This window comes from Riemerella anatipestifer (genome assembly GCF_035666175.1).
GTDB lineage: Bacteria > Bacteroidota > Bacteroidia > Flavobacteriales > Weeksellaceae > Riemerella > Riemerella anatipestifer_D.
Genome location: NZ_CP142016.1, coordinates 881371 through 902309, shown reverse-complemented (window position 1 = coordinate 902309; position 20939 = coordinate 881371). Strand labels below are relative to the sequence as shown.

Sequence of the window (20939 nt, the reverse complement as noted above, 5' to 3'; positions counted from 1 at the left end):
TTACAGTATGCGTAGTTTTATTAAAAGTGTATTAGCCAATATCACGGCTATAACCATCGTTTTTTTTATTTTCTTTGGTTTTATTATTATTGCTATGATTGGCAATGCTATTGGAGACAAAGATAGTGTAAAAATTAAAAGAAATTCAATATTAACACTAGATTCTAAATTCAGAGTTATCGAAAGCGAAACTGAAAAGGATCTAAATGTTTTTGATTTTAAAAACCAAGTACGAGATGTTGCTCTATACGATGTTATCAGAGCTATAGAGAAAGCTAAAACGGACGACAATATTAAAGGTATTAGCATAGAAAATGACAACATCAACGCAGGCATCACTCAAATTGAAAGCATAAGAAACGCTATAGAAGATTTCAAAAAAAGCGGAAAATTCGTGTATTCTTACGGTAATTCAGTTTCTCAGCCATCCTATTTTTTAGGTTCTGTTGCGGATAAGTTCTACCTCAACCCTGCAGGAGGAATAGAACTTAAGGGTATGGCATCAGAAGTGGTATTTTTAAAAGATTTTGCTGACCAATACGGTATTGGCATCAATGTTATAAGACACGGCAAGTATAAAGCTGCCGTAGAACCTTTTTTAAGAAATGACATTTCTCCTGAAAATAAAGAACAACTAAGCACTCTACTTTCCGATTTATGGGGTAGAGTTTCTAACAAAATTGCTTCATCTAGAAAAATTAGCATAGAAAACTTCCAATCTATTACAGATAGACTTTATGGAATGATACCTGATTTTAGTTTGAAATATGGTTTAGTAGATAAACTGATGCAAAAAGGAGAATATGAGCTATTATTAAAACAAAAAATAGGTATAGATACAGATAAAAAACTTAATAAGGTATCCATAAGAAAATACATTAAATCCATCAAAGACGAAAGCAAGTCTAGTGAAAAAATCGCAGTTTTATATGCTTCAGGAAACATCATCAATGGTGATGAAGTTACCAATATTTCTGACGAAAAATACATAGAATACATCAGAGATTTAAAAGATGATGATGACGTCAAGGCAGTAGTTTTAAGAATCAACTCTCCTGGAGGAAGTGCCAATGCTTCTGACCAAATATTATTTGAACTACAACAGCTTAAACTTAAAAAACCGTTAATTGTTTCCTTTGGAGATTATGCTGCCTCTGGAGGTTATTATATTGCAATGGCTGGAGATAAAATCTATTCAGAACCTAACACTATTACGGGTTCTATTGGTGTATTTGGTGTGATACCTGACTTTAAAAATTTGGCTAACAAAAACGGAATTCGCTCTGATGTGGTTTCCACAAACGCCAACTCACAAATGATGTCTCCTATAAGCGGTATTACCGATGGCACCAAAAACATGCTTCAAAATAGTGTGGAACAAACTTACAAGAGATTCGTCTATTTCGTAACTAAAAACAGAAATAAAACTTTTGAGCAAGTAGACGAAATCGCAGGTGGTAGAGTTTGGTCTGGTAAAAAAGCGAAAGAACTAGGACTAGTAGATGAACTAGGAAGCCTCAATGATGCCATTAACTTTGCTGCTAAACAATCAAAGGTGAAAAATTATAATATCATTTCTTATCCTTCGGAAATAAATCCTTTAGAAGAGTTTTTTAAAGGTATGGACGAAGAAAGCATCTCTACTTATTTTATGAAACAAAAAATGGAAAGCGAGCAATACTATATTTATGAAACCATCAACAACTTCAAGAAAAATAATTCTAAAGTAATGATGCAGTCCCCAGTAAAAATAACTTTCTAAAAAACTAATAACATCAATATATAACAAAAACGAGCGAAATACATAAATGTATCCGCTCGTTTTTCATTATTTCTAGAAACCACTATCTTATTTTAGAGTCCATAATTATAGTTACTGGACCATCATTAGTTAAGCTCACTTTCATATCCGCCCCAAAAATACCTAATACCATATTTAGCCATTTCGGATTTAAAATATTCAAACATAGGAACCGCCAAATCTGGTCTAGCTGCAGTTATAAAAGAAGGTCTATTCCCTTTTTTATAGTCCGCCATAAGTGTAAACTGACTCACACAAAGCACTTCTCCATCAACTTCTTTTATAGACAAATTCATTTTACACCCGTTGTGCATTATGAAATGAAAAAAACAAGAGTTGTTTATTAGACTGAAAATCAGTATATTGTTTTTGCTATAAAACGATATAAATGAACAACATAGAGCAAATATATGAAAGAATTTTGGAAGTTTTAGGACTTTTTTCAGAAAATCAACTGATTAGTTATCAGAGAAGAACACCTAAAATGAGCGATTTAGAAGTCATAAGTCTTAATATTACTGCTGAATACTTGAGTATTGATAGCGAATTACAGTTATTTAGAAAATTGCCAAACTCTCTGATAAACAAAATTGAAAGAAGTGTTTACAATAAGCGAAAACGAAGACTATCCCTACAAACAGAGCAAATTAGACAGCGTATTTCGATGGAGTTCAATGAGTTTGAAGATATTTTTATCGTTGATAGCATGCCAATGAAAGTTTGTGAAAACGCTCGTTCTACTCGTTCAAAAATTTGTAAAGAGCAATCCTATTCTTCACCAACATATGGTTATTGTGCTTCACAGAAATTATATTTCTATGGCTATAAACTACACGCAGTATGTTCTTTAAATGGTGTGATTAAGAATTTTGATATAAGCCCTGCATCCGTTCACGACATCCACTATTTAAAAGATATTGGTGAGCAAATGCGAAACTGTACTTTAATTGGAGATAGAGGCTATTTATCAGCAAAAGTTCAAATAGATTTATTTAACTATGCTAATATTAAATTAGATACACCAATGAGAAGTAATCAGAAAGATTATATTCCTCAATTTTCATTGTACAAGAAAAAGCGAAAACGAATTGAGACATTTTTCTCTCAACTTTGCGACCAATTTATGATTAAAAGAAACAATGCTAAAACTTTTGAAGGCTTTAAAACAAGGATAATCAGTAAAATAACCGCCGCAACGGTTATTCAATATATCAATAAATTTATCTTCCAAAGAAAATTAAATCATCTAAAAATCAGTATTATTTAAAATGCACAACGAGTTATAGTTAAAACATTAGATACAGTATCATAATAAGTGAAATAAGTCTTAGGCGGAACTTGCGAAACTTTAGTAGGTTGTCCAGATAAGGAAGCTAAAAGATACCATTCTGCTCCATCTTTAGGGCAAACTATTTTAATATCATCTTTAACTTCTAATGTAGTATCAGATGCTGGGCAAATATGTGGAGCATTTCTATCATACGCCTTAAATGTAGCAGTTCCTGTTCTTACCACAATCAATCCTCTAGTACCCGAGTTTTGCTCATTTACATAAATCCAACCGCCAACATTCATCAACTTTTGATACAAAGGTAAATTTAGGTTAAGAGTAACATTAATCATTGTATTAGGAAAACAAGATACCGTCTCTTCTCTATTTTTACACGAATTAGTAAAAACTAAACTACTGATTACTAATATTTTTAAAACTAATAACCCCCAAAAAGTTCTTTTCATTTAAAATAAAATTTATATATTTGCATCAAATTATTAAACACAAAACATTGTCCGGCAAATGTCGGATTATTTTTTTATACTAACGCTAAATTAACGAAATTATGGCATATGTAACGAAAGAAGGCTTAGAGAAAATGAAAGCCGAGCTAGAGCAACTAGAAAGCGTGGAAAGACCAAAAATAACTCAACAAATAGCCGAAGCTAGAGATAAAGGCGACCTTTCTGAAAATGCTGAATACGATGCTGCGAAGGAGGCTCAAGGGCTTTTAGAAATGAAAATTTCTAAACTAAAAGATTTAATAGCTACTTCTAAAGTTATAGATGAAAGTCAACTAGACATTTCTAAAGTTTCTATATTGACTACTGTAAAGCTATTTAATAAAGTAACGAAAAAAGAGCAAGTATTCACACTAGTTCCAGATAACGAGAGTGATTTAAAATCAGGTAAAATCTCTGTAAACACGCCTATCGCTAAAGGTTTATTAGGTAAAAAAGTAGGCGAAACAGCAGAAATCACATTACCTAATGGCAACCAACTAACATTTGAAGTGTTAGATATTTCTCTATAATTTTAAAATTTAATAGTTATGGCTTCTATTTTCACCAAAATCATCAACGGAGAAATCCCTGCATATAAAATAGCAGAGGACGAAAACCATTTAGCCTTTCTAGACGTGATGCCTTTAGCAGAAGGACATACCTTGGTAATTCCTAAAAAGGAAGTTGACCTTATTTTTGATTTAGACACGGAAGAATTTAAAAATCTTTGGGCATTTGCACAACAAGTAGCTAAAAAAATTGAGAAAAACATTCCTTGTGAAAGAGTAAGTATAGCAGTTATCGGACTAGAAGTACCTCACGCTCATATTCACTTAGTACCTATCAACAAGATAGAAGACCTTAATTTTAAGAAAGAGAGAGTGAAATCTTCAGCAGAAGATTTCAAAGAAATACAGCAAAAAATTTTAAAATAAATTATCACTCATTCACCTACTCATTCAACACTAAAATATGAATAATAACCAGTGTTCTTTTTGCGGAAGACATCGTAAAGAAGTTCAAATGTTAGTTTCGGGACAAAACGGACTTATCTGCGAACATTGTATAGAACAAGCTCACGCATTTGTTAAAGACAATATTCAGAAAGAAGAATTCTCTCCTATAAGTACCCTCTCCGAACTAAAGAAACCTAGAGAAATTAAAAAAACTCTAGACGAATATGTCATCGGACAAGACCAAGCTAAAAAACAACTTTCCATCGCAGTCTATAACCATTATAAAAGACTTCTTCACTCTTCAACAAAAAAAGACAATGATGTTGAAATAGAAAAATCTAACATCATTATGATAGGTGAAACAGGCACAGGAAAAACCCTTTTAGCGAAAACCATTGCAAGAGAACTTAATGTCCCTTTTTGTATTGTAGACGCTACTATACTTACCGAAGCTGGTTATGTAGGCGAAGATGTAGAGAGTATTTTATCTAGACTTCTTATGGTCGCTGATTACGATGTAGAGAAAGCCGAAAAAGGCATTGTATTCATAGATGAAATAGATAAAATAGCGAGAAAATCAGATAATCCAAGCATCACAAGAGATGTATCAGGAGAAGGTGTACAACAAGGATTATTAAAGTTATTGGAAGGAAGCATTGTAAATGTACCGCCTCAAGGAGGAAGAAAACACCCTGACCAAAAATACATACAAGTAAACACACAAAATATCCTATTCATTGCTGGAGGGGCTTTTGATGGTATAAAAGAAATTATAGAAAGGAGACTAAACAAACAAGCCATAGGCTTTAGTAAAGAAAAACTAGATTCCGAAAAAGATTTGGCACAGATATTGCCACAAGTAAACTCAACGGATTTGAGAAAGTTCGGATTAATTCCAGAACTTTTAGGTAGATTCCCTGTAATTACTTATTTAGACCAACTAACCAAAGAGACCATGGTAAGAATAATGAAAGAGCCAAAAAACTCTATTGTTAATCAATTCAAAGCTCTTTTCAAAATAGACGGTATAGATTTAGAGTTCACAGACGAAGCCTTAGAGAAAATTGTAGATGAAACTTTTGAAAAAGGATTAGGTGCAAGAGGACTTAGAGGCACTACAGAAAAGGTTTTAGAAGATTACATGTTTGATATAGATATAATATCCAAAAATAAAATTACAATAAATTAACACTAGCAAACATATGCATTAAGTTTTTTTTGTAAATTTGCGGCGATTATATCCACATAATATTGAAAAGAAAAACATAAAAAATAATGAAAAGAAATTTATTCTTACTGGGAGCTCTATCATTGGTATCTTCCCTAAAAGCACAGTTTATAACCTATGTTGGTGATAAAGCTGGTGTTTATGTTAAAGAGAACGCCCTAGTTTATAGTGGAGGCGGAGTGAAAGTGGTAGGCACTGGAGTTATAGATAATTCAGGTAATATAATGGTGGTTGGAGATGCAAGCTCTAAGTTTGCAACTGTGGCAACCGATGGAAGCAACAAGTTAGACGGAGGCAACTTTATCCTTCGTATGACAAACAAAACTGTAGGCTCATTAAGATATGGACAACTGTACATTAATGGGCTTAGTCAAGGTAACATAACCGGTATTGTGGATAAACAATATCTTGATGCAAAACATGGTACATACCAGCAAATGGCTCTTCCTTTTTATCAGAAGCAACTTTCTAGCTTGAATTCTGAGTTAGGTAAAACTTTTGGACAAACTAGATGGTCTCAAAACGAAATCTTAGTTTTCAACAATGCAACTGTTGTATCTGATTTTATTGCTATTACAGAAAAAACGCCAAAGAACACAGGCTATTTTATGGTTGGAGCAAAGGGCTTTGATCCTTCTCTATCTACAATGGCTAATCAAGTATATACTGTAAAAGGGGTTCCTTATGCTAAGGATATTACAGAAACATTAACAGGTGCTGCAGCTGGAGTTAACTTCGGAGCAAATGGTTCTGCCACTAACAAATACAGAGAAAGATACAACTCTTATTGGCAGGATGCTTTTGCCATAACAGATGGTATAACCGCCTGGACTGGTGATTTTGGTAAGAATATATATCAGTATGGAAATCCATTCTTGACGAACTTAGATTTAGGGCAGTTAGTATCCTCTATTCCTAACATTAGAGGTGTTAGAATAGAGCCTTCTGGTGTTGTTTCATCGGGACAAGGAGCTACATATTCTACAGGGTATAAGTTTGTAACATTTGCAGGGGGAATTGCTGTAGGAGATACTCCAGCTATCATTAAGCCTATGCAAACTTTTGTTATCAAGCTAAAAGATAACACTTCACAAACTTTAAATTTTGATAATCTTAGAAGGTTTGCTTACACACAGAGAGCTTTGGGAACAAACTATTCTGTAACTGCTCAGGCTAAGAAAGGAAACTTAGGAGGAGAGTTGACCACACTTTCTTCAAATAGGACTGCTAACAATTTTACTGTTTCATCTTCTTCAACTGTAAAACAATTAGGACTAATAGCTTTGGATGCTAACGGGGTAGAGTTAGACAGAACTTATTATGTAGTTTATGGTGATGCACAGACGGGACAACCTTCTAGTGCTAGCACCCAAGTAGCTGCGTCGGGAAACCTTATGGGTACATTTGAAGAAATTCCTACTGGAGGAATTGATGAGAGCTTATCATCCACTTATTGGTTATATATAAACGAAGCCAATGAAGTAACTTACAAGGGTAAAGAAATACCAATGTACACTTTTAGTGATAAAATTCACTCTTTCAAAGTAGATATTAAAGAAAATGCAAAACCTATAGAGGAAGGAGCTAGCAAATTAACATCTAACGAGTCTTTCTATATTAAAGTGGGGGATAAGTTTACAGAACTTAGACAAGGGGCTACTCTACCAGTAACACCTTCATCTCAATCAGCTTATTTCGGATTATACTATGGTAAGCCAGCAAATGAAGTACTAAGTTCTGTAGAAGTACAAAAACCATCATCTACAGTAGTTGTATTTGACTCTAGTTCTAACACACACAGAGTTTTATTTGATCAAACATGGGCTAAAGCAGATGTTGTTGTTTATGATATGAGTGGAAGAACTATCGCTTCTCAAAAGGATGTAGATGCATCTACTGCTTTTGAAATCAAATTACCTGCAGGACAGGCTACTTATTTGGTAACTGCTGTATCTGAAAAAGGTGTTAAATTTTCACAAAAAATAATCAAGTAAAAAATAAAAAAATGAAAATAAAGTTAAATCTTCAAAATTATATAGGTAAGCTTACTTATCTCATGCTTTTCTTAGCTGGTGTTTGGGTTAACGCTCAACCCACTCCTCCAACAGCTCCTCCAGGAGGAGGTGTGGGTGCTGTAGGAACAGGTGCTCCTGCTACACCGATAGATATATATGTTTTAATACTTTCTGTGATAGCTGTTTTAATGATATTTGGCTATCATTTCTACACAAGAAGAATTAGAACTCAAGGGATATAGTACTGATAATTATAGTAAAAAACTCATAGAAAATTCTATGAGTTTTTTTATTTTTGTTCCTATGAAAAAAACAATTTTATTAGGAGGTATATTTCTGTATGGAATAACCTCTGCTCAATTTAAAGTAAATATAGAAGCATCTGATACTTTCAGTAATCAAGAGGTTATTTTGTACACCCTCAACGGTTCAAAAGATTACATAGCAGGAAAGACTAAGAAATCTAATGGTAAATGGAGTTATACTATTCCTAATAGTTATATAGGTATGATGCGTGCCTATTTTCCTGAGAATGGTAAATCATTCAGTTTCATCTCTGAAAACAAAGATGTAAATGTAAAACTGGATACCGATAATAGTACTATCAACAAAATCAATTTCTTAGATGAAGCCAATAGTACCATGCAGAATCTCATTAAAGAAAAGCAAAAAAAAGAGAAAGTATTACCTGTATTGGTACAAATTAGAGATATTTACAATGATAACTCACCATTTAATGAAGCTCTAAAGTTAGAAATAAAAAAGCTAGAACAAAGTAATCTTAAGGACTACTCTAATCACCCTTTTATAAGCTACTATTGGGATAATGTAAAGTACACCAATCGAGAAATCCCTAAAACTACTGATGATTATATCAACTTCTTAGCTAATACGGGAGAGTTGTTAGAAACCTCCTCTTTACTAAAATCTACATTAATTAACTTTATTTCTTCCGTCCCTAGAAATCAAGTTATTTCTCAAACAGATGCTCTGTTAGATAAAGTAAATATAGAATCCCCTAGAGGGCAAACTATTTTATCTGAGCTATTAAATATATTTGATGCCTATGGTCTAGACGCTGAAAAGGATAAGTATTACCAACAAGCCTCTAATTTAAAATGTTCTATAAACAAAAATTTAGAGGGCAGACTAGAGGCAATGAAAAGCACTATGGTAGGGAGTAGCTTTAAAGATTATATCTTCTCCAAAAGTGTAATAAATACTAAATCAAAGAAACTAAGCGATATTAAATCAAACAAAAAACTCATCTTGTTTTGGTCTTCAGAGTGTCCTCACTGCGTTGCAGAATTGCCTCTAATTTTAGAAAATTACAACAAATTGAAAAGCAATAATATAGAAGTCATAGGTCTATCATTGGATACCAACGCAGAGTCTTATCAGGAGACTGTAAAAAATCTCCCATGGATTAACGATTCTGAACTAAAAGGTTGGAACTCTAGCTATACAGATACTTACAATATCAATGCGACACCGTCTTATTTCCTATTAGATAGCAATAATAAAATATTGAGTAAACCGAACAGTTTTGGTGCATTTTTACATGAAAATAATTTAAAATAATTTTGTAGTTATTGTAATTATTTCTATATTTGCACCACTCTAATGGCGAGGTAGCTCAGATGGTTAGAGCGCAGGATTCATAACCCTGAGGTCACGGGTTCAATTCCCGTCTTCGCTACTAAACAGGAGGTGTTTTTAAAATCGCCTCCTTTTTTATTTTCCAATCCTTTGAAACCTTTATTATATCTACAAAGTAGAGCAATCGTATCATTAAATGGCAGGGTTCGGAATTTATTTTTCTCAAAATAAAGTTTATCATTGAAGTACGAACCGATGAGTTTCGTTTTTACCCCAATCGGTGCGTTTTTGTAGAATACATCAATGTTTGTAAGTAGTGTAAGACCAAACGAAACGTATTTGTCCAAGTCTTTCTGAAACTCTCCATACTTGTCTTTTTCCGACTCCAATTCCATTAATTCCCGATTGTGTACCTCCACCAAATCAAGGTAAGCACTCTCTGTGAGTGTTCCTCTCACAACTAATCTTGATGCGTTTTGCTGTTCGTCTTTTAGGGTCTTAATTTTGCTCTCTATTGCTGATAAAAGGGTTGTATGTTCGGACATATTTTTCTCATAGTCATCTATGAGCATCATTCTGAACAGTTCCACAACTTCCTCCGATGGCTTTGCCATTTGCAAAGCATTTAGAAATATTGGGTGTATCTCTTCGGGCTTGTATTTTTCTCCACAATTATTGGCACATCTGTAATAGGAATAATACCGAGTAACTTTTTTCTTTGAGCCATTATTCCCTGTACTTCCTCTCATCGGACTGCCACAACAACTGCAATATAAAAATCGGTTTAGTGGAAAGTCAGGGTTTTGGGTGCGGATTTCTTTAATGGCTCTGTTTCTCCCATTCTTCAACATCTGTACTTTGTTAAAAAGTTCAGCGGATATGATTGGCTCGTGGCATCCCTCTATTTGGTTGTAGGGAGCAATTTTGTGTTTTTTAAGGTCAATGATGCCTGTATATAAAATATTGTCTAAAATTACACTTACTGAACTCTTGGAAAGTTTTAAACCTTTTAATTTATACTTTTTTACCAATGCTTCCTGCGTGTAGAGGTTGGTTGCGTAATCTTCAAAAAGTTCTTTTACTAACGGAGCTTTATCATTGGGAAAAATTCCTTTTTTTCCTGCGTGTATATTGCCTATTGGTAATACTCCTCTGCTGTAACCCAAAGGTGGCGTTTTTGTGTATCTTCCGCTTAGTAGTGCCTTTATTTCTTCTGCTCTTGTTCGTTCATAAATAACAGCCCTTTCATACTCTGCAAAAGAGAATTTTAATTGCATCAGCATTTGTCCCTGTGGGGAATTAATGTCTTCAATCCATTCATCTACAAAATTAACTTCGACACCTAAGTTTTTAATCTCATCAAATGCCGTTAGTCCTACTCGCTGTCCTCTTGTAAATCGGTCGGCTTTCTTGGTCAGGAATAAATCTATATTCCCTTTATTTTCTTTCAGATATTTGATAGCCTTGTCAAATTGAGGTCGGTTGAGTTTCGTCCCTGTATAAGTTTCTACGAAGAATTTCTCTATGTAAATTCCTCTTTGCATACAGAAGTATTTTATACTGTCCTTTTGGTTTTCAATGGAGGTATTGTCTTTTTGGCTGTCTGAACTTATCCGTAAATATCCAACAGCGTGTCTATACTTTTTCATTTTCTTTTCTTTTTTTGAGTTGGATCATTTTGTGAATTTTGAGCCGTGTAAGCCTCATTTGCCATTTTTACGTGGCTATGCAAAGCTTCTCGGATTTTCTCTACTTCCTCGTCTGTGTACTTCGCACCTTTGCTACACAATACCTTTTTACATTCTTCTACCGTAAACATAGCCCAAGATTTTACAGATTGCCCTCAATTATAGTCATTGTTTCATCTTCAAGCATTATCTCTATTTTGTGGAATTTCCACGTAGATATGGCTTTTTTTATTTCTTCGTTTGCAATAACGGCATCCGAACCCTCTATCAATCTGATGTCGGTTTCGGATAAATACACTTTCATATAGCCGTATGCTCCACTCTTCAAAAGAAAAAGCAGTAGCATTTTTTCTTCATCGGAGGTTACATTCTCAATCTCCAAAGGAAGTTCAAAATTTGATTTCGGAAACTCTTGTTGCACAAGTGAAGTTAAAGGCAGTATAGAATGAGGGTAGTACATATTTCCTTTATTGAAAAAAGTTCTATACTCTTCTTGGTACATTATCTCGAATATTCCACCTTGTGAAAGTTCTATAATGTGAGGTTTGTTAAGAATTGTATTTATTATTCCTAATTTTACGTAACTGAAATTAGGAATTTCACTGATCATTTCTTTTTGATGGGCGGCTTCCAAATCTTCCAAGTGTAGCCCTAATTTTCTTGCCTCTGCTATGATATTGAGCCAAATGCAATGAATTTTATTAAACCGTTTTACTTTGCCTTTGTCCTGTTCATCAATTACGATAGCCTCTTTCTCTATCCAATTATTGAGGACACGCGCAGGAATATCCTCGCTCTTGGAGACTTTTATATGATGCAAAACGTGGTTAATTACCTCGTTGTTGAGTAAATGTATAACCTCGACAGGTAACTCGCTAAAACGGTCTTGTTTTAATTCCTCGTGTATTCTCTGTCTCTCTTTTTTTAATTTTTCAAAATTCAGTCCCATAGAAAGTAATATTAATATCTTGTTGCAAAGATAAAATATTACATCAATGTAATAAAATTAATTTTTAAATATCATTTATGTAATTTGAGGTAAAATTACTTTAAATAAGGATTTCTCTTGTATCAACATCCAAAATTTGAGCTACTTCCTTGCAAAACCAATTCCATCGGTCTTTTATGGCTTTTTCATTCCACATTCTATCATAAGTCCCTTTCTCATAATCTGAAACCACATTTTGAGTAATCTTAAAAGCCGTTATTTTCGTATCCTTATCATCATATTTTCCTTTTCCTTTATAAACAGACATTTTTACATCAAAAGGATTATTGCTTGCTTCAATATTTTTAGCTCCACTTAACAACGTGATATTCCCTCCTGTGTTCATCCATTGCTTTGCAATATTTGGTTCAATATGTTGCCATTCGGCAATTTTGAGTATTCTTTTGGTAAAATATGCTCCACGTGTAAATATTGATTAAGTTCTATAAAGGAAGGATTACTATTGTCTGAGTTATTATATTCCATTAATATCAATAGTGGTTTACACCAGTATTCTTGGTAAATATCTTCTTTTAAATTACTCAATGCTTGTTGTACAATTCTGTCTTCTTCCAATTTTTTATTAAGATTATCCTCAATCTCTTCAATGGGAGAACCATCTTTTACCCATTTTATTAGATTAAAAGAAGTTTGTTTTATCTGGGTTAAAGTTTTTCCTGCGATCCAGTATAAGTAATAAAACCTCCTTAATGCCAGTTGTAATCTTCTGTATTCAGGATATTCTTTCATTAAAGCTGTAAGTAGAATACTCCTCCAATACATATTCCAACGGATATACCAAAAAGAATATAACAACTTATCTTCTTTATTATAAAACCCGTTGTGCATTATGAAATGAAAAAAACAAGAGTTGTTTATTAGACTGAAAATCAGTATATTGTTTTTGCTATAAAACGATATAAATGAACAACATAGAGCAAATATATGAAAGAATTTTGGAAGTTTTAGGACTTTTTTCAGAAAATCAACTGATTAGTTATCAGAGAAGAACACCTAAAATGAGCGATTTAGAAGTCATAAGTCTTAATATTACTGCTGAATACTTGAGTATTGATAGCGAATTACAGTTCTTTAGAAAATTGCCAAACTCTCTGATAAACAAAATTGAAAGAAGTGTTTACAATAAGCGAAAACGAAGACTATCCCTACAAACAGAGCAAATTAGACAGCGTATTTCGATGGAGTTCAATGAGTTTGAAGATATTTTTATCGTTGATAGCATGCCAATGAAAGTTTGTGAAAACGCTCGTTCTACTCGTTCAAAAATTTGTAAAGAGCAATCCTATTCTTCACCAACATATGGTTATTGTGCTTCACAGAAATTATATTTCTATGGCTATAAACTACACGCAGTATGTTCTTTAAATGGTGTGATTAAGAATTTTGATATAAGCCCTGCATCCGTTCACGACATCCACTATTTAAAAGATATTGGTGAGCAAATGCGAAACTGTACTTTAATTGGAGATAGAGGCTATTTATCAGCAAAAGTTCAAATAGATTTATTTAACTATGCTAATATTAAATTAGATACACCAATGAGAAGTAATCAGAAAGATTATATTCCTCAATTTTCATTGTACAAGAAAAAGCGAAAACGAATTGAGACATTTTTCTCTCAACTTTGCGACCAATTTATGATTAAAAGAAACAATGCTAAAACTTTTGAAGGCTTTAAAACAAGGATAATCAGTAAAATAACCGCCGCAACGGTTATTCAATATATCAATAAATTTATCTTCCAAAGAAAATTAAATCATCTAAAAATCAGTATTATTTAAAATGCACAACGAGTTAATTAATCAAATTAGAACCAATGAAAAAAGTTTTATTATCAGTCGCCGTACTGAGTGCCTTTACTTTAAAAGCTCAAACCGAGCCATCTGTACGTCAGCAAGGAGCCGTAGGCATCAATACACAAGAACCAAGAGCGACTTTGGATGTTAATGGAGATGCCCGTTTGCAAGATGTTAAATCAATGTCATTACCTTCTTCTTCTGTTAATAGATTTACCGATTGCCCTTGTGTACTCACTATAGATCAGTATGGTGTAGTTCACCGTGTTCCCTTAAGTAGCTTTATAACCACAGGAGACGGTTCTGACTCAGGTGGAGATTCTTCTGGCGGTTCAGGAAATGGAGATGGCTCAGGCGGTGATTCTTCTGGAGGCTCAGGTTCATCGTATCCAAATGGCAGTGGCTACGCCGTTATGGATACTTCTCAAACTATCTACATTACGTCCATTAAAGATGGAAATATAGACCAGCAAGGAGTGGTTAACAATGACACTAATAAAATTAATTTTACTATTCCCTATACCAGTGGTAATAATCAGGATTATAATAGCGTAGTTGCCACAGTTACCTCTAATACTAACGCAGGAGAGGATGATGACGTGAATGAACTTAAACTGACTATTAACTCTGGTACTTTCTCGTCCGATGGAGGTAGTATTTCGGGAACTATAGAAGTACTAGGTGATGGTGTTTTGAATGTCAAAAAACAAAACTTACCTACTTCTACAACAGACTTTGAATCTAAAAAATTAGAGGTGGCAAACATACAATTCAATTTAGGAACTTTAACTTATACTCTAAAGATAGTGGGGATTAGTGGTATTCTTGACCGTTGCTTCGGTAAAACCACCAAACAATGTGTAGGATATGGAGCAGATGAAAAAGAACATGAGTTTATCTACCTTCCTATTCAAGGACCCGACGGAAAAATTTGGCTCAATAATAACCTTGGAGCAGAGTATGCCAATGTGAACTCTACACATTTTAATCCGGCACAACAGGCTACCGGTAAAAATGATTGGAAGGCTTATGGCTCTCTTTTCCAATGGCAAAGAAATCCTGATGGTCATGAGTTGATTAATTGGTCAAGCTCTACTTCTGCTGCTCCTAAACATGCAGGTACAAGTTCTATTTCTCATTCTTGGACTAATCCTAATACCAATCTATTTATTCCTTACACTGATACATCATCTTATAGCTGGGTTATTGATTCAGGTAATGGACCTTACGATTTATGGCAATCAGGTAAATCTAATAATCCATGTCCTTTGGGTTATCATGTACCTACACACCAAGAACAGATGGATTTACATGATGCAATTGTAGGAATTAATTTGGGTGAAAACCCATCAGGCTCTAATAAAATATGGCAAGAAACATCGCTACACCTAACCGCAAGTGGCAATCGTTATTACAATAGTTTTACTGATCCAAGTTTCAGTGGCTATTTTTGGAGTAGTGATAGAAACGAAGACTATGCATGGAGTTTATGGTTCAATAGTGTTAATAGTTATGCAGCAAATGGTAATAATCGCTCAGAAGCTCTTAACATTCGTTGCATTAAAGATTAGTACACTCGTCCACTAACTGCAGTATAGGAGTTAGTGGACTTTTATTCTTATAATATGTATATCCTTTTACTTTACAAATAGCAACAATAAAAAATTATCTAACACTTAAATTTTAAAACTATGAATACACTAAAAGCGTGGTTGCGTCCCAACCTACTCACCAAAGACGACCCTAACGATTTTGTAGCTGTGCCACTTTTGGGCGGTAGCCTCGGCATTACAGAAATCATAGATGCCCTTAAAAAAGAGGGTATGGAGATAAAAACCGAAACAGCGGTAGATATTATCACTCGTTTTAACCGTAAAGCCTCGGAGTTGGTACTCAACGGCTATAGCGTAAATACAGGGCTGGTGTATATGCGTCCTGCCATTAAGGGCGTGTTTTACGATAAAACTTGGGATAAGGAGAAACATTCGGTGTATGTCAATGTCAATCAAGGCACCGACCTAAGAAAAGCTGCTAATGATACCAAGGTAGAAATCCTAGGCGAGCAGTCCAGCCCAATGAGTGTGTTCAGCATTACCGACAAAGCCACAGGTAAAGCAGACGGCACCCTTACTAAAGGTAAGAACGCTGAAATCAAAGGCACTTACATTAAAATAGATGGCGACAACCCTAAAAATGGTATCGTCTTTAAAAACTTAGACAATCAAAATGAGGTAAAGCTCTCAGCAGAGCATATTGTGCTTAATGAGCCGTCAAGGTTACTCATTCTCGTTCCTACAGATTTAGAAGCAGGGAACTATGAACTCAGCATCACCACGCAAAGCAGTAAAGGCACTACCTTATTGAAAGAACCCCGCACCGAAACACTAAGCACACCTATTACTATTGTGTAGTGTGTTTTTGGTACTTCTAAATAAAGACCGCCCTTCCTTAGTACTAAGGAAGGGCGGTCGCTTTATAAGAGGAAGCTACTTCACTGCCTAAGGCGAAGGCTCTTCTCTCGGTAAGGAGAAGAGCCTTCCCTCGTACGAGGGAACCGACTTCGTCTGTACTAAGGAAGTGAGGTATTTTCTGTAATAGAATCAATAGAAAGCAAAAATCCCTGCTCTGTACCGTACAGAGCAGGGATTTTTTTTGCCCTCAGGTGTTGTGAATACCCTTCAGAATGAGAGCAGTCCCAACATCGCTGTATTTCAGGAAAAAGGAAAGCGAGTTGTGAATACCCTTCAAATGCTATGCATTCACGAACTCCGCTGAAAATATAACGAAGCGTGAGCTAAACTGAGAGCAGTCCCAACTGATAGAATTTTCGGTTTGCTAAGAGCGGTGTTGTGAATACCCTTCAAATGTTACGCATTCACGAACTCCGCTGAAAACACAACAAAGCTGTGAGCTAAAATGAGAGCAGTCCCAACGCAGTAGAGAATTAAACTCGCAAGAATTAGGTTGTGAATACCCTTCAAAATGAGAGTAGTCCCAACGTTCCCTTTATAATTTTCTTCTGCTTCAATGTTGTGAATACCCTTCAAAATGAGAGTAGTCCCAACACTTACTTTTGATACAATTGAATACGAGTGGTTGTGAATACCCTTCAAAATGAGAGCAGTCCCAACGGTACAAAGATTATAAATCTTCATTGGTGGGTTGTGAATACCCTTCAAATGCTGTGCATTCACGAACTCTGCTGAAAACTACAACGAAGCCGTGAGCTAAACTGAGAGCAGTCCCAACAGTTTACACCAGCAAAAGGGACAAAAAGATGTTGTGAATCCCCTTCAAATGCTTAAGCATTCACGAACTCCGTTGAAACAACAACAAAGCTTGTGAGCTAAACTGAGAGCAGTCCCAACGCAATGAAGCCATATATTGATATTGCAGATGTTGTGAATACCCTTCAAAAAGAGAGCAATCCCAACTAGATGAAAGTGGTAATCTTAACTTTGTTCGTTGTGAATACCCTTCAAATGCTGTGCATTATCGTTATGATAGGGTATTGTCTTTTTTGGGTGCTTGTTTTATCTCGGTGTTTCAAAGAACGCTTTTCTTTACATCGCTTTTAAATCGCGTTGTTCTATTTTTAGGCATTGCCTAATGCTTTGGCTCAACATCTGATGCAGCTGCTTCATTCTGGTAGCCGCCTCTTCGTTTTTTAGTCGGAACTCCGCCTCGGTGCTGTTTTGTTCTGCAAGTAGGAGCTTATGAACGATACTACGGTACTCAAAAAACTTTTTGGTGACTTCCTCAGATAAGAAGAGCCCACAGCCCTCCCCATAAAATAGTTCTGGGAGTTCCCTTAGAAAGGCTTGGGCATTGGCTCGGTTAATATAATGAATTTTATCCTTTTGCCCTTTGGGAACTTCCCATTTTAAGAGGTTTTTGGGGTTGTCTTGGTCGGTCATATACGCCAGCAGACGGTACATCTGCTTATGGGCATGGAGTATGGCCTCGTACTTTTGGCGTTCAATGTTGCCCTTAAGCTCTTGCCTAATCTTACGGGACAACACAATGGTAGATACAATGGCAGACACAATGACGGCAATGGTGGGGGTTACTATTTTTAAAACTTCTGATATCCAATACATACTATTCTAAATTTGAGATTTAACAATTTCGCAATATTCACGCAAGACTCTTAGCAACGCTTCGGCAATACCTAAGCCGTCTTTTTCTTCGGTGGTTGGCTGGGCAACCGTAAAGAGCAGAATAGGAGCGTGGAGGGTTTCCTTGTAAAAAGGGTATTGGTTATGGCAGAAGGCATTGCGTACCGAGGCGATAAAGGCGATATGCTCGTCCGTAACCATGGAGGAAGCAGCATACTTCTTTTTCCATTCTTCCAACAATGTACGAAACTCATTCTCTAAACTGGAGAGGCTGGCGTGTTTATTCAGTAGTTTCTCTTCCAAGCTCAAGGTTTCTTTAAAGGCATCTACCCTTAGCGACTGGTAAATCTCCAACTCCCGCCTTAATCTGAGCTGACTAATCGGGTGCTTTTGGGTGTCGTTCTCCTCTTTGATAAAACTAAACAAACCGTTAAGACGGCGGTCTTTTACCAAGGCTTTAAAGTTCCCCATTTTAAGGGCTTTGGTCTGCTCTTCTCGGATATAGACGGTTCTTATCGGTGTTTCTTGGTATTGTACTTCCCCAAATGCAGTGGCAGGATAGACTTTTACAGGTAACACCATAGGCAAGGTTTGGTTCAGCGGATTGAGCTTGGCGTCTGCTTCCTGAACATTGACCGCCAAGTTCTCTAATTTGAGCTGGTGGTAGTTCAGTTTCAGTTCTTTAAAGTGATTTTTTGTCAGCTCTAAGGTCATCAGCCAAAGCATAACATCTTGGTTTCTGTAGAGCCTAAGTTTCTTCTCCAAATGTTGCCAGCGTTTGTAGAGGAGGTAGTCTTTCCATCGGTCAGAGGTATGCAACTCCAGCCTCTGCAATTCCGTAGGGCTTTGGGGTTTGTTCTGTTGCCAATATTCGTAGTGTTCTGCTCTGAGGACATATTCTCTTTTCTTCGGTAGTGGTGGTTTGGGCGTAGAAGCCTTGGCTTCTAGCTCGTACGGAAGGTTGTAAAAACTCTGGTGGTCGTCTTGGTATCTTTCCCTAAAGTACAGTGTAATGGCTCTGGAGATAAAGCCCACTCTACCGTGTTTTTTAATCTCCTTTCTAATAGGTTTGGATAGCGTGAGGTCTTCCGAAAGGGTCTCTCTAATCGCTTCGGTAAACAGCCCTCTTGGCAGGCTAATGCCTCCTTGTTCCCAACCTTTAACCAGATTTTTTCTATTCTCTTTCGGTATTTTAAGAAGTAGGCAGTACTGGTATGGTTCCCAAGGTTGGTTTTTGATAGCTTCTAAGAATTTTTCTCTTTGTTCCAGATACTGTTGGTAAAAGTCGACCAGATTCCTGCACGCTTTCCAATTAAATTTATTCAGGAACGGGTGCGGGTTGGTATTTCCGATGAGGTTGGTTTGTTTAAAGTAGCCTTCCAGTCGGTTCTTTTCGCCTCCGTACAAGGCTAATGCTCTTTGGATAAGCTGAAATTCTGTGCTGTTGGCTTTACTGCTCTCTATAGGTTGATTTTGAACATCGTAAGCCACAGGTTGAAATCGCATAAAGTCTTTCACCAGCCAATCAGCCAATACGCCTGTCTTGATGAGCTTTTCTCGTCTCTTTCCGAGCTTTGGAGAGCTTTTTAGTTTGGTGTTGAGGCGGTGGGAGAGCAGCTTGGTTTCGGCTATTAGTTTTTCTATTTTGATTTTGGCTTTTTCCGAAAGGTCGGGTTGTTTATTTTGCAGTAAGCCCAACATTTGTTTTGGAAAGGCGCCTAAAGGAAGGCGACCTTGGTTGGCTTTTTCTAAATCTTCAATCGTGTTGATGCGTTCTTCTTCAAAGTCTTTGTAAATCCTTTGGATATGTCTAACGGTTTCCTTCAACAAGTCTTCCGATTTACCAGTTAAATGCTGGTAGAACATCAGAGGTAACAATTCGTGGACACTGATAAAAGCATGAGCCACAAAATCGGAATTATAGGGATATTTGGCTATACGGTTGGCACCGTCTTTTACCTCCAACGAAGGATACAACTCTTTAGAAGTTCCTAAGCGGAAGCCTATTTTGTTATCGGTAATGTGGTAGTGCGGAGTGGTTTTACTAATAAATGGCTGTTTGGAAGTTTCTTTATAGTCGAGGTCTTTGGTAAGAGCCTTCCATTCTTGGGGACGGTTTATCTCTGTGAAATCTTGTAGCCTACCGAAGCTCAATAGGGTTCGGGTCAGGTGGCGTTTCTCTTGTTCATCGCCTATTTTCTTATCGTAAATACAGTAATGGTAAGTGCCCAAATCCACTTGAAACCTTATAGAACCCGTTGTGCATTATGAAATGAAAAAAACAAGAGTTGTTTATTAGACTGAAAATCAGTATATTGTTTTTGCTATAAAACGATATAAATGAACAACATAGAGCAAATATATGAAAGAATTTTGGAAGTTTTAGGACTTTTTTCAGAAAATCAACTGATTAGTTATCAGAGAAGAACACCTAAAATGAGCGATTTAGAAGTCATAAGTCTTAATATTACTGCTGAATACTTGAGTATTGATAGCGAATTACAGTTATTTAGAAAATTGCCAAACTCTCTGATAAACAAAATTGAAAGAAGTGTTTACAATAAGCGAAAACGAAGACTATCCCTACAAACAGAGCAAATTAGACAGCGTATTTCGATGGAGTTCAATGAGTTTGAAGATATTTTTATCGTTGATAGCATGCCAATGAAAGTTTGTGAAAATGCTCGTTCTACTCGTTCAAAAATTTGTAAAGAGCAATCCTATTCTTCACCAACATATGGTTATTGTGCTTCACAGAAATTATATTTCTATGGCTATAAACTACACGCAGTATGTTCTTTAAATGGTGTGATTAAGAATTTTGATATAAGCCCTGCATCCGTTCACGACATCCACTATTTAAAAGATATTGGTGAGCAAATGCGAAACTGTACTTTAATTGGAGATAGAGGCTATTTATCAGCAAAAGTTCAAATAGATTTATTTAAACTCG

At 35.7% G+C, this 20939-nt stretch carries 19 protein-coding genes, 1 tRNA gene and 2 pseudogenes; 13 read left to right on the top strand and 9 right to left on the bottom strand.

All coding sequences use genetic code 11. The features are described 5' to 3' along the window. Positions 1–7: 7 nt before the first annotated feature. Complete coding sequence (sppA, locus tag VIX88_RS04460; RefSeq protein WP_064971164.1) at positions 8–1762, top strand: signal peptide peptidase SppA; 1755 nt, start codon at positions 8–10, stop codon at positions 1760–1762. Between the two features lie 82 nt (positions 1763–1844). On the opposite strand, the pseudogene dtd reads toward sppA, so the two are convergent. Continuing rightward, positions 1845–2100, bottom strand: a pseudogene (gene dtd, locus VIX88_RS04455) (D-aminoacyl-tRNA deacylase); the annotation flags it as partial. 89 nt (positions 2101–2189) lie between these two features. Here dtd and VIX88_RS04450 point away from each other — a divergent pair. Continuing rightward, a complete protein-coding gene (locus tag VIX88_RS04450; protein WP_127919812.1) occupies positions 2190–3068 on the top strand; it encodes an IS982-like element ISRa1 family transposase in 879 nt (292 codons plus the stop codon). On the opposite strand, the gene VIX88_RS04445 is transcribed toward VIX88_RS04450, so the two are convergent. Beyond that, positions 3065–3538, bottom strand: a complete 474-nt coding sequence (locus VIX88_RS04445) for a hypothetical protein (protein WP_064971059.1) — start codon at positions 3536–3538, stop codon at positions 3065–3067. The genes VIX88_RS04450 and VIX88_RS04445 overlap by 4 nt on opposite strands. 101 nt (positions 3539–3639) lie before the next feature. Here VIX88_RS04445 and greA point away from each other — a divergent pair, with 101 nt between their 5' ends. The 7 genes from greA (at position 3640) to VIX88_RS04410 (ending at position 9475) form a co-directional block, all read left to right on the top strand. Further along, entirely contained in the window at positions 3640–4107 is a 468-nt protein-coding gene (greA, locus tag VIX88_RS04440; RefSeq protein WP_064971058.1) for a transcription elongation factor GreA, read from the top strand. An 18-nt stretch (positions 4108–4125) separates the two neighbouring features. Next, positions 4126–4512, top strand: a complete 387-nt coding sequence (locus VIX88_RS04435; RefSeq protein ID WP_064971057.1) for an HIT family protein — start codon at positions 4126–4128, stop codon at positions 4510–4512. 37 nt (positions 4513–4549) lie between these two features. Then, positions 4550–5722, top strand: a complete 1173-nt coding sequence (gene clpX / locus VIX88_RS04430) for an ATP-dependent Clp protease ATP-binding subunit ClpX (protein ID WP_038693966.1) — start codon at positions 4550–4552, stop codon at positions 5720–5722. An 86-nt stretch (positions 5723–5808) separates the two neighbouring features. Beyond that, positions 5809–7755 (top strand): T9SS type A sorting domain-containing protein, encoded by a 1947-nt coding sequence (locus VIX88_RS04425; protein ID WP_310503733.1) that lies wholly within the window; start codon positions 5809–5811, stop codon positions 7753–7755. Positions 7756–7766: 11 nt separating this feature from the next. Next, positions 7767–8018, top strand: a complete 252-nt coding sequence (locus VIX88_RS04420; RefSeq protein WP_064971055.1) for a hypothetical protein — start codon at positions 7767–7769, stop codon at positions 8016–8018. Between the two features lie 61 nt (positions 8019–8079). Next, positions 8080–9357, top strand: coding sequence for a peroxiredoxin family protein (locus tag VIX88_RS04415; RefSeq protein WP_237190410.1), 1278 nt, complete (start codon positions 8080–8082; stop codon positions 9355–9357). A 44-nt stretch (positions 9358–9401) separates the two neighbouring features. After that, positions 9402–9475 (top strand) — tRNA-Met (locus VIX88_RS04410). On the opposite strand, the gene VIX88_RS12830 is transcribed toward VIX88_RS04410, so the two are convergent. The 5 genes from VIX88_RS12830 to VIX88_RS04390 all read right to left on the bottom strand — a co-directional run bounded on the left by VIX88_RS12830 (position 9435) and on the right by VIX88_RS04390 (position 12900). Further along, a complete protein-coding gene (locus VIX88_RS12830; protein WP_354595873.1) occupies positions 9435–11024 on the bottom strand; it encodes a recombinase family protein in 1590 nt (529 codons plus the stop codon). The two genes, VIX88_RS04410 and VIX88_RS12830, sit on opposite strands and share 41 nt — an antisense overlap. After that, positions 11021–11194 (bottom strand): hypothetical protein, encoded by a 174-nt coding sequence (locus tag VIX88_RS04405; RefSeq protein ID WP_153926567.1) that lies wholly within the window; start codon positions 11192–11194, stop codon positions 11021–11023. The genes VIX88_RS12830 and VIX88_RS04405 overlap by 4 nt, the downstream gene beginning before the upstream one ends. An 11-nt stretch (positions 11195–11205) precedes the next feature. Continuing rightward, complete coding sequence (locus VIX88_RS04400; protein WP_064971053.1) at positions 11206–12012, bottom strand: hypothetical protein; 807 nt, start codon at positions 12010–12012, stop codon at positions 11206–11208. Between the two features lie 100 nt (positions 12013–12112). Then, positions 12113–12397 (bottom strand): GmrSD restriction endonuclease domain-containing protein, encoded by a 285-nt coding sequence (locus VIX88_RS04395; protein ID WP_064971052.1) that lies wholly within the window; start codon positions 12395–12397, stop codon positions 12113–12115. After that, positions 12394–12900 carry a hypothetical protein gene (locus VIX88_RS04390; protein WP_214194164.1) on the bottom strand — a complete coding sequence of 169 codons (507 nt, stop codon included), beginning with the start codon at positions 12898–12900 and terminating at the stop codon, positions 12394–12396. Before VIX88_RS04390 ends, VIX88_RS04395 begins: the two co-directional genes overlap by 4 nt. 74 nt (positions 12901–12974) lie before the next feature. On the opposite strand from VIX88_RS04390, the gene VIX88_RS04385 reads away from it, so the two are divergent. The 3 genes from VIX88_RS04385 (at position 12975) to VIX88_RS04375 (ending at position 16279) form a co-directional block, all read left to right on the top strand. Beyond that, a complete protein-coding gene (locus VIX88_RS04385; protein WP_127919818.1) occupies positions 12975–13853 on the top strand; it encodes an IS982-like element ISRa1 family transposase in 879 nt (292 codons plus the stop codon). Between the two features lie 35 nt (positions 13854–13888). After that, a complete protein-coding gene (locus VIX88_RS04380; protein ID WP_064971206.1) occupies positions 13889–15439 on the top strand; it encodes an FISUMP domain-containing protein in 1551 nt (516 codons plus the stop codon). 120 nt (positions 15440–15559) lie between these two features. Further along, the gene (locus VIX88_RS04375; RefSeq protein ID WP_064971205.1) at positions 15560–16279 is read left to right on the top strand and encodes a DNA-binding domain-containing protein; all 720 of its coding nucleotides are present in this window, start codon (positions 15560–15562) and stop codon (positions 16277–16279) included. Between the two features lie 1152 nt (positions 16280–17431). Here the strand turns inward: VIX88_RS04375 and csx28 are convergent. Both csx28 and cas13b read right to left on the bottom strand, forming a co-directional pair. Continuing rightward, on the bottom strand, positions 17432–17968 hold the full coding sequence (gene csx28, locus VIX88_RS04370) for a CRISPR-associated protein Csx28 (protein ID WP_064971204.1): 537 nt from the start codon (positions 17966–17968) through the stop codon (positions 17432–17434). A 6-nt stretch (positions 17969–17974) separates the two neighbouring features. Continuing rightward, complete coding sequence (cas13b, locus tag VIX88_RS04365) at positions 17975–20224, bottom strand: type VI-B CRISPR-associated RNA-guided ribonuclease Cas13b (protein ID WP_237190409.1); 2250 nt, start codon at positions 20222–20224, stop codon at positions 17975–17977. Between the two features lie 102 nt (positions 20225–20326). On the opposite strand from cas13b, the pseudogene VIX88_RS04360 reads away from it, so the two are divergent. Then, positions 20327–20932: pseudogene (locus VIX88_RS04360) on the top strand (IS982-like element ISRa1 family transposase); the annotation flags it as partial. Between the last annotated feature and the right edge of the window lie 7 nt (positions 20933–20939).